This window comes from Microbacterium sp. SLBN-154 (genome assembly GCF_006715565.1).
Lineage (GTDB): Bacteria > Actinomycetota > Actinomycetes > Actinomycetales > Microbacteriaceae > Microbacterium.
Window position 1 is genome coordinate 2,565,796 of sequence record NZ_VFNL01000001.1, and the last position, 13,215, is coordinate 2,579,010.

Genomic DNA, 13,215 nt, shown 5'->3' on the forward strand with positions numbered 1-13,215 from the left:
GCCTGACCGCCGATCCGCCCCCGCGGTCCGCGGGGGGCGATAATCAACAGCGTGGTCCGTATCCCGCGCCCGCTGTCGGCGAGAACGCGCATCCTCGCTGCCGTCCTCGCCGTCGCGTGCGTCGGGCTGACGCTGGTGGGGAGCGTGACGTTCCTCGTGCAGCGGGAGATGGTGCTGAGCGAGATCGATGACCGCCTGGACGGGCAGGCCGACAGCCTCCTCTCCGTCGCCGAATCCGAGGACGACGTCGCCCAGATCGACGACTTCGCCACGGTCGAGGAGTTCCTCCGCGCGGCGATGGGTCGCACCGTGCCCTCCCGGAATGAGGCAGCTCTCGCGATCCTCGACGGCACGACGCTGATCGGTCCGGGTGTCGCCTCGGGCATCGACATCTCGGGAGACGACGCCCTCATCGCGCGCATCCTCAGCGGGGTGGAGCAGGGCGTCCCCGTCACCCCGGCAACCGCGGTCACACCCGAGGGGACCCTCCGCTACATCGCCGTGCCGGTGTCGCTGCCGGCCGACCCTTCGCGAGGTGTCGTGGTGCGGGCCGTCGAGCTGGGCGCGGCGCTTCGTCCGGTCGCGTCCGCGCTCGTCACATACGGCGTGACCGCGGTCGCCGTGCTCGCGGCGATCGGCGTGGTCGGGTGGTTCGTCACCGGCCGGCTGCTCTCGCCTATTCGCCGCCTCCGCGAGACCGCCGACGCCATCACGCTCACCGACCTCTCCCCCCGTCTGCCGGCCGAGGGCACCGACGACATCTCCGACCTCAACCGCACCGTCAACTCCATGCTCGACCGCCTCGAGGGGTCGGTCGACGTGCAGCGCCAGCTGCTGGACGACGTGCGCCACGAGCTGAAGACTCCCATCACGATCGTCCGAGGACACCTGGAGATGATGGATCCGAGGGATGTCTCCGACGTCACCTCGACGCGGGAGATCAGCATCGCCGAGCTGGACCGGATGACCCGACTGGTCGAGGACATCGACCTCCTCGCAGCGGTCGAGGGCGACTCCTTCGCGATGGGCGAGGTCGACCTCGCCCTGCTCACCGCCCGGATCGGCGAACTCGTGGCGGTGATCCCGGGGCACCGATGGCGGATCGATGAGATCGCCGACGGCACGATCCCGGGCGACGCCGACCGGCTGCTCCAGGCGTGGCTCCAACTCGCCGACAACGCCGCGAAGTACACCCCCGCCGGTTCGGCGATCGAGCTGGGGAGCACGTGGGATGCCGCCGGCGCGCGGCTGTACGTGCGAGATCACGGCAGCGGCATCCCTCCCGCCTTCCGGCACCGGATCTTCCGCCGCTTCGATCGCGCCGACGGTGCCAGACTGGCAGGGGGGTCGGGTCTGGGACTTGCCATCGTCGACGCGATCGCCAAGGGACACGACGGCTACTGCGCGGTCACCGATACCCCCGGTGGCGGTGCCACCTTCACCATCCACGTTCCCCCGGCGACGGCGGAGCTTCCCGCTCCGGTGCGCGCGGGCGACGTGCTGCAGCGGGAGTCCACCACATGACGACGATCCTCATCGCCGAAGACGAGCCGCGCATCGCCGCCTTCGTCAGCCGGGGCCTGGAGAATGCCGGCTTCACGACGCTGCTCGTCGCCGACGGCGGCGAGGCGCTCACCGTCGCACTCCGCGACGGCGTGGATCTCGTGCTGCTGGATGTCGGCCTGCCGACGATGGACGGCTTCGAGGTGCTGCGCGAGCTGCGCGCGCGAGGATCGGCCGTCCCCGTGATCATGCTGACGGCCCGCACGAGCACCCGGGACACCGTCGAGGGACTCGACGCCGGAGCCAACGACTACGTCCGCAAGCCCTTCACGTTCGAGGAGCTTCTGGCGCGGGTACGCTCACGCCTGCGCGAGAACCCCGTGCCGGCAGGGATGACGCTGCGTCACGGTGATGTGATGCTCGATCTGCTGGGCCGCCGTGCCACGGTGGCCGGCGACGAGGTCGAACTCTCCGCGCGCGAGTTCGCGCTGGCCGAGCAGTTCCTGCGCAGCCCCGGCCGGGTCCTCAGTCGCGAGCAGCTGCTCAGCCGCGTGTGGTCGCTGGACTTCGACCCGGGATCGAACGTCGTCGACGTCTACGTCCGCTATCTGCGTGCGAAGCTCGGTGCTCATCACATCGTGACGGTGCGGGGCGCCGGCTACCGTTGGGAGTGAGACATGTGAGAGCCCCCGGCGTTGGGGGAACACCGGGGGCTAGATCCGGGTTGGGGGCCCGGTCACCGGCCGCGTGCGATTCTGGGGGATTCGCGGCCGTATCCCCATGGTGGCAGAACGGCCCCGTCCACCGGCACTCCGGCAGATGAGACTCTTCTCACGTTGGACCGGGGTGACCGCTCACGCCAGCTCGCCCGCCTCCAGGAGGTCCGTCACCAGCGCGGCGATGGCGGAGCGCTCGGAACGGGTGAGGGTGACGTGACCGAAGAGGTCGTGACCCTTCAGCGTCTCGATCACCGAGGCGATGCCGTCATGCCGGCCGACGCGGAGGTTGTCGCGCTGCCCGACATCGTGGGTGAGGACCACGCGTGAGTGCTGTCCGATGCGGCTGAGCACCGTCAGCAGCACATTCCGCTCCAGCGACTGGGCCTCATCGACGATCACGAAGGCGTCGTGCAGTGAGCGCCCCCGGATGTGGGTCAGCGGAAGCACCTCCAGGATGCCGCGCTCGATCACCTCTTCGATGACGTTGGACGACACCACCGAACCGAGGGTGTCGAACACCGCCTGACCCCAGGGGTTCATCTTCTCCGCCTGGTCGCCGGGGAGGTACCCCAGCTCCTGGCCGCCCACGGCGAACAGCGGACGGAACACGATGATCCGCTTCTGCTGCTGGCGCTCCAGCACCGCCTCGAGGCCCGCGCAGAGGGCGAGCGCGGACTTCCCCGTTCCCGCTCGACCTCCCAACGACACGATGCCCACCTCGGGGTCCAGCAGCAGATCGATCGCGATCCGCTGCTCGGCCGATCGCCCGTGCAGGCCGAAGGCGTCACGGTCACCGCGCACCAGCCGGAAGGCACCGTCGCCGGTCACCCGCCCGAGGGCGGAACCGCGCTCGGAGTGGATGATGAGACCGGTGTTGACCGGGAGACCGCGGACAGCGTCGGCGGTGGCGACCTCGCTTTCGTACAGGTCGCTCACTTCGTCGCCGGACAGGTCGATGTCGGCGATGCCCGTCCAGCCCGAATCCACGGCCTGTTCGGCGAGGTACTCCTCCGCCACGATGCCGAGGGAGGCGGCCTTCACCCGCATGGGAAGGTCTTTGGAGACGACGGTGACATCCTGACCATCCTGCGCCAGATGCATGGCGACGGCGAGGATCCGCGTGTCGTTGTCGCCCAGGCGCATACCGGAGGGCAGGACCGTCGGATCGGTGTTGTTCAGCTCCACCCGCAGCGTTCCGCCCGCTCCCACCGGAACCGGGAAGTCGAGACGACCGTGCTCGATGCGCAGCTCGTCGAGATGACGCAGCGCCTGCCGGGCGAAGTAGCCGATCTCCGGATCGTGGCGCTTCTTCTCCAGCTCGGTGATCACCACCACCGGGATGACGATGCTGTGCTCGGCGAACCGGAAGAACGCACGCGGATCACTCAGCAGAACCGACGTGTCCAGGACGTACGTGCGCAGATCCTGCGACGGGGTGTCCTCGTCGATGTACTGCTCGCGGCGCTGGTCGTGCGGTGCTCGTGTGGTCACAACCCACTCCTGCCCCGGGCGTGTCACCCGGCAGTCTCGAGTCGACCGTGGGTCACGAGTCGCGATCCGAAAGGCCGACCCGACCGGGCACCTTGCCCGGTGAGATGACGCTACGACCGTTCGGGGGTCCGCGGGTCGCAGACACGCTGTCGCCGGGTTACGAGCAGATGAAGTTCTGCGAACGCGCGGGCGATGCCGGGGAGGCGGCGCCGCTCAGCGCCCGAAGCGACGATCCCGGCGGGCGAAATCGCGCACGGCCCGCAGGAAATCGACCTCTCGGAGGTCGGGGCCGAGCGCCTCGACGAAATAGAACTCGCTGTGCGCGCTCTGCCATAGCAGGAAGTCGCTCAGCCGCTGCTCGCCCGAGGTGCGGATCACCAGGTCGGGGTCGGGCTGGCCGCCGGTGTAGAGGTGTTCGCCGATCTGCTCGGGGGTGAGGCTCGCCGCCAGCTCCTCCAGGGATCCGCCCTCGCGGTCGTGCGTGGCGATGATGGAGCGCACGGCGTCGACGATCTCGCTCCGCCCGCCGTAACCCACGGCGAGGTTCACGTGCAGACCCCCGTGACCACGCGTGCGCTCCTCGGCCAGGCCCAGGACATCGGCGAGCTCGGGCGGGAGGAGATCGGCACGCCCCACGTGCTGCACCCGCCAGTCGCGCTCGTGCGAGAGCTCGTGGGCGAGCTCGGCGATGATCTCCAGCAGATCGGTCAGTTCGCGCGAGTCGCGATGTCGGAGGTTGTCGGTGGAGAGCAGGTAGAGCGACACCACCTTGACGCCGATGTCATCGCACCAGCGCAGGAACTCCCGCATCTTCGCCGCTCCCGCGCGGTGACCGTGCGCGGCGGAATCGTACCCGAGCTGCCTCGCCCACCGACGGTTGCCGTCGATCATCATCGCGATGTGATGGGGGACGACATCGGGCGTGAGGCTGCGACGCAGCCGGGAGATGTACAGCCGGTAGAGCGGCCCCCGCCCCTCGTCCGTCGCACTCACACATCTACGCTACTCCCGACATCGCGCCGTCTGTGCGCGCCGCCAGGACACGTGCAGCCGACGGCATGCGCAGCGCCGTACCCTTGGGAGGATGACCCCCAGCCCGGACACCGACCTCTCCCCCGACGGACCGGACATGCCGCAGCTGCCCCTTCTCGACGCCGCTGCGGTCGACGCGAACACCGATGTGCGGCCGACCTGGCGCGGCTGGATCCACGCGGGGACCTTTCCGGTGGCGATCGCCGCCGGCATCCTCCTCATCGTCCTCGCCGACGGCACGGCGGCCAAGTGGTCATCCGCCGTCTTCATGGCCACCTCGCTGCTGCTGTTCGGCAACTCCGCGCTCTACCACCGATTCGATTGGTCACCGCGCACGAAGGTGCTCCTCAAGCGCATCGATCACGCGAACATCCTCCTGCTCATCGCGGGTACCTACACGCCGATCGCCGTCCTCGCCCTCCCGACCGATAAGGCCGTCCTGCTGCTGTCCCTGGTCTGGGGCGGGGCGATTCTGGGGATCCTGTTCCGCGTGTTCTGGATCCACGCCCCGCGCTGGCTGTACGTCGCTCTGTACCTGGTGCTCGGGTGGGCGGCGGTGATGTACTTCTTCGATCTCCTCGCCGCCAACGCGGCGATGATGGTGCTCGTCGTGGCGGGCGGCCTGCTGTACACCGCGGGGGCGGTCGTCTACGCGCTCAAGCGTCCCAACCCCTGGCCCGGGCACTTCGGATTCCACGAGATCTTTCACGTCTGCACGGTGCTGGCGTTCCTCTGCCACTGGACGGCGTGCCTGCTCATCGCCCTGGCGCCCGCGTATCACGCCTGAGGCGATCAGGACCCGCCGTCGCCGTCGCGCATCTGCTCCTCGGCATCGAGCTGCTCGTTGATCTCGCCGCGGATCCGCGCGCGGCGGATGCGACGCATCATGTCCCACACCAGGAACACCACCGCGAGGGCGATGAACGCGATCACGGCGAAACCCACGGGTCCGGGAGTGACGAGGTCGGGGTCCACCGTCGGAACCGGCGAGGGGGTGGCGGCCGCGACGAGCGTCACGAGAGCGTGCTGCATGGTGTCCTCTCCGGGCGTGGGAACGCTTAGCCTGGAATCACCAGCCTAGACGCCCCGAAGAAGGCCATGACGACTCACCAGATGCTCGACGAACGCTACGGCCGCACCCGCTCCCGCGCGCCGCGGTGGCTGATCGCCGCGGGCGTCGCCGCGGCTGCTGCGGTGGTCGTCGGAGCCGGATGGATGACGGTGGCCGGCGCTCTGGACGACGTCGACGTCCGCACCACCGGGTTCCAGCTCGTGGACGACACCTCGGTCCGCGTCGACTTCCAGGTCACGGCGCCGGCGGGACGAACCGTCGCATGCGCACTGGAGGCGCAGGACGCCGATCACGGCGTCGTCGGCTGGAAGGTCATCACCCTCAGCGAGACCGACGGCACCCCACGCGCGTTCCAGGAGAGCGTCCCCACCGTCGCCGAGGCGACGACCGGTTTGGTCAACTCTTGCTGGGTGACGTAATCTGTCGGGACAACTCATATGGACGCCCTGGCCCGCGCCGGGGCGTCTTTGCATACCAGCCGACGACCGAAGGAGACGAACGTGACTGGCGAAGCCCCGGTGACCTTCCTGACCCAGGACGCCTACGACCGTCTCGCCGCCGAGCTCGAGCACCTCTCGACCACCGGCCGCGAAGAGATCGCCAAGCGCATCGAAGCTGCGCGCGAAGAGGGCGACCTCAAGGAGAACGGCGGATACCACGCGGCCAAGGACGAGCAGGGCAAGCAGGAGGCCCGTATCCGCACGCTCCAGCAGCTGCTCAAGGACGCCAAGGTCGGCGATGCCCCGCAGAGCACCGGTGTGGTCGAATCCGGAACCGTCGTGACGGCGGTCGTCGCCGGCGGCGAGGAGGTCTTCCTCCTCGGCAACCGCGAGATCGCCGCGGGCTCCGAGCTCGACGTCTACAGCGAAGCCTCGCCGCTCGGCGCGGCGATCCTGGGTCTGAAGGAGGGCGAGAAGACCACCTACACCGCGCCCAACGGACGCGAGATCGCGGTGGAGATCCTCAAGGTCGAGACGTACTCGGGGCAGTGAGCCCCTCCGCCGTCCGGCCCTAGTCGACGGCGATCGTCGGGGCGAAGCCCGCGTCGGTGAGCATCTTCATCACGTGGGCGCGGTGATCTTCTCCCCGCGTCTCCACGCTCAGCTGGAGGATCACTTCGCTGATCTGCAGCCCCTGTCCGTGCCGCGTGTGCAGCACCTCGATGACGTTCGCGCCCGCCTGGGCGAGGACGTCGGAGACCCGCGCGAGCTGGCCGGGGCGGTCGGGAAGAGGGATGCGCAGGGTCATGTAGCGCCCCGAGGCGGCCAGCCCGTGGGCGACGACGCGCTGGAGCAGCAGCGGATCGATGTTGCCGCCCGAGAGGATGGCGATCGTCGGACCTGCGGAACGGATCTTCCCCGCCAGGATCGCGGCGACACCGGCCGCACCCCCGGGCTCGACGACCTGCTTGGCCCGCTCGAGCAGAACGAGGATGGCGCGCGCGATGTCGTCGTCGGTCACCGTGACGATCTCATCGACGAGTTCGCGGATCATCGCGAACGGGAGGTCGCCGGGGCGCGCCACGGCGATGCCGTCGGCGATCGTCGGCCGCGACGGCGCGATGACCGGATGCCCCGCGGCCAGCGACGGCGGATACCCTGCCGCGTTCTCGGCCTGCACCCCGATGATGCGGATGCGACGGCCCTCCGCGGCCGCGCGGGCCTTCATGGCGGCGGCGACGCCGGCGATGAGCCCCCCGCCGCCGACGCAGACCACCACGGTCTCGACGTCAGGCAGATCGTGGTGCAGTTCGAGCCCCAGCGTTCCCTGCCCGAGGATGATGTCGCGATGGTCGAACGGGTGGATGAGGACCGCGCCGGTCCGTTCCGCGAACTCCGCCGCCAACCGCAGCGGCGTCTCCACCGTCTCCCCTTCGAGGACGACGTCGGCACCGTAGCCCCGGGTGGCCAGGAGCTTCGGCACCGGAACGCCCAGCGGCATGAAGATGGTGGCCGGGATCCCGAGCTTCTGGGCGGCCAGGGCCACGCCCTGGGCGTGATTGCCGGCGGAGGCCGCCACGACGCCGCGGGCGCGCTCTTCCTCGGTCAGTCTCGAGAGGCGGTAGGTGGCGCCGCGGATCTTGAACGAGCCCGTGCGCTGCAGGTTCTCCAGCTTCAGGTACGTCGGAACGCCCAGGACGTCGGTGAGGTGCTGCGACTCCTCCAGCGGAGTGTGTGCGGCCACGCCGCGGAGGGCGGCTGCGGCGTCCTCGAACTCAGCGAGCGTCGGAATGCCGGAGGCGGCGATCGTCGGGATGCTCACGCGGGGGTTCTCCTTCGACGGGGGACGGTGCTCCAGATGAGGTCTTCCGGCGGCGGTCGTCCACCCGTCTCCCACCCGCGGGAGCCGAGGTAGAGCACGACCACATTGACGAAAGCGGCCAGCGGAACGGCGAAGAGCGCACCCGGGATGCCGGCGATCATCGCTCCGCCGGCGACGACGAGCACCACGGCGAGGGGATGGACTTTGACCGCCGCACCCATGAGAAGAGGCTGCAGCACGTGTCCTTCGAGCTGCTGCACGCCGAGGACGACGATGAGCATCCACAGGGCGATGAGCGGACCGTTGTAGACGAGGGCGACGAAAACGGCCACCGCTCCGGTCACGACCGCCCCGACGATCGGCACGAAGGCGCCGAGGAAGACCAGGACCGCGATCGGAACGGCGAGCGGCACACCCAGCAGCAGCGCGCCCAGGCCGATGCCGATCGCATCGATCGTCGCCACCAGCAGCTGCGTCCGGGCGTAGTTGACCAGCGTCACCCAGCCCGCACGAGCGGCTCCGTCCACCGGGACACGCGCGGCCTTGGGCAGGAGGCGGGTGGTCCAGCGCCAGATCCCGCCGCCGTCGGCGAGAAGCGTGAGCAGGATGAACAGCGCCAGGAGCGCCCCCGTCACGACATGACCGAGGGTCGTCCCGATCGCGAGGGCCCCCGACCACAGCAGCGAGGCCTGTTCCTGCACCAGGGCGCCGACCTGATTCAGCAGGTCGTCGATCTGCTGAGCGGACAGGTGGAGCGGACCGTCGATGAGGTACTGCCGGAAGGCGGCCACGGCGTCGACGGTCCGGGCCTGAACCCGTCCGAACTCGCGCGTGATCTGCCAGACCACGACCCACAGAAGTCCGGACACCACGGCGAGCGTGGTGACCACCGCGATCACGATCGCGAGCCATCGCGGGACGCGGTGGCGCAGCATCCAACTGAAGAATGGCCAGAGCAGGGCGGTGACGAGGATGGCGATGAGCAGGGGGACCACCAGCAGCTTCAGCTGGATGACGAGCCAGATCACCACGCCCGCCGCGGCGGCGATGACCAGGAGTCGCCACGAGTAGGCTGCGGCCAGTCGGAGGCCGCGTGGCAGCGATCCCGACAGTTCCGTCGACACCACACGTGTCCGGTCGCGCAGGGCGCTCCACAGCGACTCGCGCTCGTCTGATCCGGCCATTCGGCAAGTCTAGAACCGCTCCCCGCCTCGGATGTCGGGGCCCGGGTCTAGTGTGGCCGCCGTGACGCCTCGAGAACACCTCAGCGCCGCCGAAGCACGTCGGGTCGCGGTGGCCGCACAGGGTCTCCACCGCGCGCGCCCCGCCCGCGTCGGCACGCGCCAGCTGAACGACGCACTGCGCAGGATGTCGGTGCTCCAGATCGACTCCGTCAACGTCTTCGCCCGATCGCACTATCTCCCCCTGTTCTCCCGGCTCGGTCCGTACGACACGACGGACCTCGACCGCCTGCTGTTCGCCCGCCGTCCGCGCTACGTCGAGTACTGGGCGCACGTCGCAGCCTTCGTCGAGGCCGCCGACCGCCCGCTCTTCGCGTTCCGGATGGCGGAGCTTCGGCAGAAGTACGAGCACGCCCCCGATGGATGGGTCTCGCGGCACCGGGACGTCGTCGACTGGGTCCGCGGCGAGCTTGCTGAGCGCGGGCCCCTGCGTCCGGCCGAGATCGAGCGCGATGCGCGTCGCTCACCGCGCGGCGGCTGGTGGGAGTGGGACGTCGTGAAAGAGGCGCTGGAGTTTCTGTGGCTCTTCGGCGAGGTGGCCATCGCCGGGCGACGCGGCTTCGAGCGACGCTACGGCCTCGCCGTCGACGTCCTGGGTGCGGACCTCGCCGGCCGGGAGGTGCCGAGGCTCGACGCCATCCGAGAGCTGGTGCGTCGTGCCGCGCGGGCGTACGGCGTGGCGACCGCCGCGGACCTCGCCGACTACTGGCGCATCAGGGATCGCGGCGCGATCCTCGCCGCAGTCGCCGACCTCGTCGATCAGGGGGAACTCATCCCTGTGACGGTCGCGGGATGGACGACAGCGGGCCGCCCGACACCGGCGTGGCTCCACCGCGACGCCAGGGTCCCGCGACGGGTGGAGGCCGGCGCGATCCTCACCCCGTTCGACCCGATGGTGTGGTTCCGTGACCGCGCGGAGCGGCTGTTCGACTTCGCCTACCGCATCGAGATCTACACCCCGGCGGCTCGACGACGGTTCGGGTACTACTCGCTTCCGGTCCTCGTCGACGATGCGATCGTCGCGAGGGTCGATCTGAAGGCCGACCGCCCGACGCAGACGCTGCGGGTGCAGTCCGCGTGGTGGGAGCGCGAGCCCGCACCCGCCGTCGTGGAGCGCGTGGCGGAGGAGCTGGGCCAGGCGGCGATGTGGCAGGGGCTGGAGCACATCTCCGTCTCACGCTGGGGAGACGCCGTCGACCAGCTGGCTGCGGCACTCCCCCGCGCGTCCCGGCATGCAGCCGGCCCCGCGTCCGGATGACCTAGCGTGGGAGGATGACAGGACCGCGTCGTGCCCGCATGGTCACGATCGTGGTCGCAGCAGCGGTCGTGATCATCGTGGGCGTGGCCGGCGTCCTGACATGGGCGGGATCGCGAGACGATGGTCCCGAAGCGGTGGCGCGAACATGGCTGGCCGCGATCGCCGAGGGTGATGAGGATGCCGCGCGGGCGGCGATGAGCCGGGAAGTCGATGCCCTCGACGTCGGCGGCGCGGTCGAAAGACCGTCGGAGCCGTCCGTGCGCGAGGTGCGCATCGACGGCGACACGGCGGAGGCCGATGTCTCCTTCGTCCTGGCGGGCGACGTCCGTGAGGCACGCCTCCCTCTCACACAGACCTCGGACGGGTGGCTGGTCGGTGAGGACGCGCTCGGCCGCGTGGACATCAGCACCGACCTCGGAGACAGCGTCACGATCGGAGAGGCGGTGGTCCCCGCAGGGGAGGTCCGGCTCTTCCCCGGGACCTACGACCTCACCGCCGCTCCGCGCGACTACCTCGACGGATCGGCGTCCGTCTCGGTCATCCCGGGCGAAGAGCACACGGTCGCTGTGCAGGCGACCTATAACAGCGCAGCTCTCGACGCCGTCCGCGAGGCCGTCGCCGATCACCTGAACGCCTGCACTCAGCCGGCGTCCGCCGTGGCAGACGATTGCGGTCTTCGCGTGCCGTGGGCGGCCGACCTCGCGGTCCTCGAGCGCATCGCGTACCGCATCGAGCGACTGCCCGAGGTGCAGCTGACCGAGGAGGGCGGTTTCGCCGCCACCGGGGGCGTCGTTGTCGCCACGGCGAGCGGGACCGGCCGAGACGGCTCCCCTGCGTCGGCGACCTATCGCGATGACGCGTGGACCGTGCGAGGAACGATCACCGTCACCGGAGCCCAGATCCGGCTCGGCGTTCTCTAGGGTCGCGACACCTCGACGCCGAGCCATCGCGCCAGGTCGTCGATCTCGGCGTCGACCGCCTCGGATACCGGGGCGGTGAAGGGCTCGTCTTCGTGCACGGCGTTGATGCGCAGCATGCCAGCGCGGCGATCGAGGGCGGCGTCGAGCTTTCCGACGAGCCGATGCCCGGAGAGGATCGGAAGCGCGAAATAGCCCCAGCGCCTCGATGCGGCCGGCTTGTACATCTCCAGGACGTAGTCGAAACCGAAGAGCTCCCGCAGCCGCACGCGATCGAAGACGAGACGGTCGTGGGGTGAGAGGAGCGCCGTCCGCGGGGACTCGCCGCCGGCGTCGAGGAGCACCGGATCGACGCGCCAGCGCCCCTCAACGCCCTCGACGACCGCCTCGACCCCGACGTCACCGACATCGACCGGCTCCCCAGGCTGCGCCACGCCCTTTCGTCTCGCGATCCCCAGCGCCGACAGCCGCCGCTCGGCGCGCCCGCGTGCGGCCTCGTCGTCGGTCACCGGCGCCACCGCCGGATAGACGCGCTCGGCCAGGTCGAACCATCTGCCCTTGGCGTCACGGTGATCGACGGCCACCTCGGCGCACTCGGTGAGGATCTCCAGCATCTGCAGGACGTTGCGATCATTCGTCCATCCCGTCGATCGCCACGGCACCGCGGCGGTGTCATCGATGTCGACGGGACGCAGCGGCCCGTCATCCCGGAGTCGACCCAGGATGTCGCGACGGAAGCGATCATTCGCCGCGAGCCAGTCGCGGGCGGCGGCCGAACGCGGACCGCGGCGCATCTGCGGGAGGAACAGTGGGAGGTCGCTCATCGGCCGGAAGAACCCGCCCCATTCGAAGATCACGCGATCGTGATGGAACAGGCGGCGGAAATCGGCAGGCTCGTAGGGCCACCCGATACGGCTCCACAGGATCAGGTCGGCGCTCGGGGCGATCGCGGCCGTCGGGTCGATCGGCAGGACGGTGAGGGATTGGACGGTCTCGACGATGTCCCCGGGACGATGCGCGGTGAGCAGCTGCGCGCGCACGGCGATGCGTGCCGCCTCGCGGCGCGACAGGGTCGGAACCGGGGTCAAAACTGAACGCGCGGAGGCTCCGAGATCGCGGCGCCATCGACGACTTCGAAGAACTCACGCTCGTCGAACCCGAGATTGCGGGCGAACAGGTTGTTGGGGAACACCTTGATCTTGGTGTTCAGCTCGCGGACGCCGCCGTTGTAGAAGCGCCGCGATGCCTGGATCTTGTCCTCGGTGTCGACGATCGACTGCTGCAGCTGCAGGAAGTTCTGGCTCGCCTGCAGCTGCGGGTAGGCCTCAGCGACCGCGAAGAGCGAACGCAGCGCCTGCTGCATGTGACCTTCCGCCACGCCCGCCTCGGCGGGACCGCCCGCGGAGAGGGTCTCGGCGCGCGCCCGGGTCACGTTCTCGAACACCGCCTTCTCGTGTGCGGCGTACCCCTTCACCGCCTCGATGAGATTGGGCAGCAGATCGGCGCGGCGCTTCAGCTGGACGGTGATGTCGCTCCAGGCCTCATCGACGCGCACGTTCAGCTGAACCAGCGAGTTGTAGGTCGCCCACAGGTAGATCCCTGCGATGACGACCAGTGCGACGACGATCAGGACGGGGATGAGCCATTCCCACATACCGGGGTCTCCGTTCCAGGTCAGTGTTGACAATCCTAACGGTCTCCCGATCCGCTCCCCAGGCTG

The 13,215-nt window shown here is 69.7% G+C and carries 14 protein-coding genes; 7 read left to right on the forward strand and 7 right to left on the reverse strand.

Annotation, left to right across the window (positions count from 1 at the left end):
* Positions 1-51 precede the first annotated feature (51 nt).
* Together FBY40_RS12460 and FBY40_RS12465 are read left to right on the forward strand one after the other, a co-directional pair.
* Entirely contained in the window at positions 52-1,524 is a 1,473-nt protein-coding gene (locus FBY40_RS12460; protein WP_200829986.1) for a sensor histidine kinase, read from the forward strand.
* Positions 1,521-2,177 (forward strand): response regulator transcription factor, encoded by a 657-nt coding sequence (locus FBY40_RS12465; protein ID WP_124293603.1) that lies wholly within the window; start codon positions 1,521-1,523, stop codon positions 2,175-2,177. The genes FBY40_RS12460 and FBY40_RS12465 overlap by 4 nt, the downstream gene beginning before the upstream one ends.
* A 180-nt stretch (positions 2,178-2,357) precedes the next feature.
* On the opposite strand, the gene FBY40_RS12470 is transcribed toward FBY40_RS12465, so the two are convergent.
* Positions 2,358-3,713, reverse strand: a complete 1,356-nt coding sequence (locus FBY40_RS12470) for a PhoH family protein (protein ID WP_141939115.1) — start codon at positions 3,711-3,713, stop codon at positions 2,358-2,360.
* Positions 3,714-3,926: 213 nt separating this feature from the next.
* Positions 3,927-4,706, reverse strand: coding sequence for an isoprenyl transferase (locus FBY40_RS12475; RefSeq protein ID WP_141939116.1), 780 nt, complete (start codon positions 4,704-4,706; stop codon positions 3,927-3,929).
* Positions 4,707-4,842: 136 nt separating this feature from the next.
* On the opposite strand from FBY40_RS12475, the gene trhA reads away from it, so the two are divergent.
* A complete protein-coding gene (gene trhA / locus FBY40_RS12480) occupies positions 4,843-5,532 on the forward strand; it encodes a PAQR family membrane homeostasis protein TrhA (protein WP_141940179.1) in 690 nt (229 codons plus the stop codon).
* Positions 5,533-5,537: 5 nt separating this feature from the next.
* On the opposite strand, the gene FBY40_RS12485 is transcribed toward trhA, so the two are convergent.
* Positions 5,538-5,777: a hypothetical protein gene (locus FBY40_RS12485; protein ID WP_124293606.1), complete on the reverse strand. Its 240-nt coding sequence runs from the start codon at positions 5,775-5,777 to the stop codon at positions 5,538-5,540.
* A 66-nt stretch (positions 5,778-5,843) separates the two neighbouring features.
* Here FBY40_RS12485 and FBY40_RS12490 point away from each other — a divergent pair, with 66 nt between their 5' ends.
* Positions 5,844-6,236 (forward strand): DUF4307 domain-containing protein, encoded by a 393-nt coding sequence (locus FBY40_RS12490; RefSeq protein ID WP_141939118.1) that lies wholly within the window; start codon positions 5,844-5,846, stop codon positions 6,234-6,236.
* Between the two features lie 81 nt (positions 6,237-6,317).
* Entirely contained in the window at positions 6,318-6,809 is a 492-nt protein-coding gene (greA, locus tag FBY40_RS12495; protein WP_141939119.1) for a transcription elongation factor GreA, read from the forward strand.
* A 19-nt stretch (positions 6,810-6,828) separates the two neighbouring features.
* On the opposite strand, the gene ilvA is transcribed toward greA, so the two are convergent.
* On the reverse strand, positions 6,829-8,079 hold the full coding sequence (gene ilvA / locus FBY40_RS12500) for a threonine ammonia-lyase (RefSeq protein WP_235014857.1): 1,251 nt from the start codon (positions 8,077-8,079) through the stop codon (positions 6,829-6,831).
* On the reverse strand, positions 8,076-9,263 hold the full coding sequence (locus tag FBY40_RS12505; protein ID WP_141939121.1) for an AI-2E family transporter: 1,188 nt from the start codon (positions 9,261-9,263) through the stop codon (positions 8,076-8,078). The genes ilvA and FBY40_RS12505 overlap by 4 nt, the downstream gene beginning before the upstream one ends.
* Before the next feature lie 61 nt (positions 9,264-9,324).
* Here FBY40_RS12505 and FBY40_RS12510 point away from each other — a divergent pair, with 61 nt between their 5' ends.
* Positions 9,325-10,578, forward strand: a complete 1,254-nt coding sequence (locus FBY40_RS12510; protein WP_235014859.1) for a winged helix-turn-helix domain-containing protein — start codon at positions 9,325-9,327, stop codon at positions 10,576-10,578.
* A gap of 14 nt (positions 10,579-10,592) precedes the next feature.
* Entirely contained in the window at positions 10,593-11,498 is a 906-nt protein-coding gene (locus tag FBY40_RS12515) for a hypothetical protein (protein WP_141939125.1), read from the forward strand.
* On the opposite strand, the gene FBY40_RS12520 is transcribed toward FBY40_RS12515, so the two are convergent.
* Complete coding sequence (locus tag FBY40_RS12520) at positions 11,495-12,583, reverse strand: DNA glycosylase AlkZ-like family protein (RefSeq protein WP_141939127.1); 1,089 nt, start codon at positions 12,581-12,583, stop codon at positions 11,495-11,497. The genes FBY40_RS12515 and FBY40_RS12520 overlap by 4 nt on opposite strands.
* A complete protein-coding gene (locus tag FBY40_RS12525; RefSeq protein ID WP_124293613.1) occupies positions 12,580-13,149 on the reverse strand; it encodes a LemA family protein in 570 nt (189 codons plus the stop codon). The genes FBY40_RS12520 and FBY40_RS12525 overlap by 4 nt, the downstream gene beginning before the upstream one ends.
* Between the last annotated feature and the right edge of the window lie 66 nt (positions 13,150-13,215).

Coding starts and splice junctions, on each gene's coding strand:
- FBY40_RS12465 (WP_124293603.1), top strand. CDS start 1,521: ATGACGACGATCCTCATCGCCGAAGACGAGCCGCGCATCGCCGCCTTC.
- trhA (WP_141940179.1), top strand. CDS start 4,843: ATGCCGCAGCTGCCCCTTCTCGACGCCGCTGCGGTCGACGCGAACACC.
- FBY40_RS12485 (WP_124293606.1), bottom strand. CDS start 5,777: ATGCAGCACGCTCTCGTGACGCTCGTCGCGGCCGCCACCCCCTCGCCG.
- FBY40_RS12490 (WP_141939118.1), top strand. CDS start 5,844: ATGACGACTCACCAGATGCTCGACGAACGCTACGGCCGCACCCGCTCC.
- FBY40_RS12505 (WP_141939121.1), bottom strand. CDS start 9,263: ATGGCCGGATCAGACGAGCGCGAGTCGCTGTGGAGCGCCCTGCGCGAC.
- FBY40_RS12515 (WP_141939125.1), top strand. CDS start 10,593: ATGACAGGACCGCGTCGTGCCCGCATGGTCACGATCGTGGTCGCAGCA.
- FBY40_RS12525 (WP_124293613.1), bottom strand. CDS start 13,149: ATGTGGGAATGGCTCATCCCCGTCCTGATCGTCGTCGCACTGGTCGTC.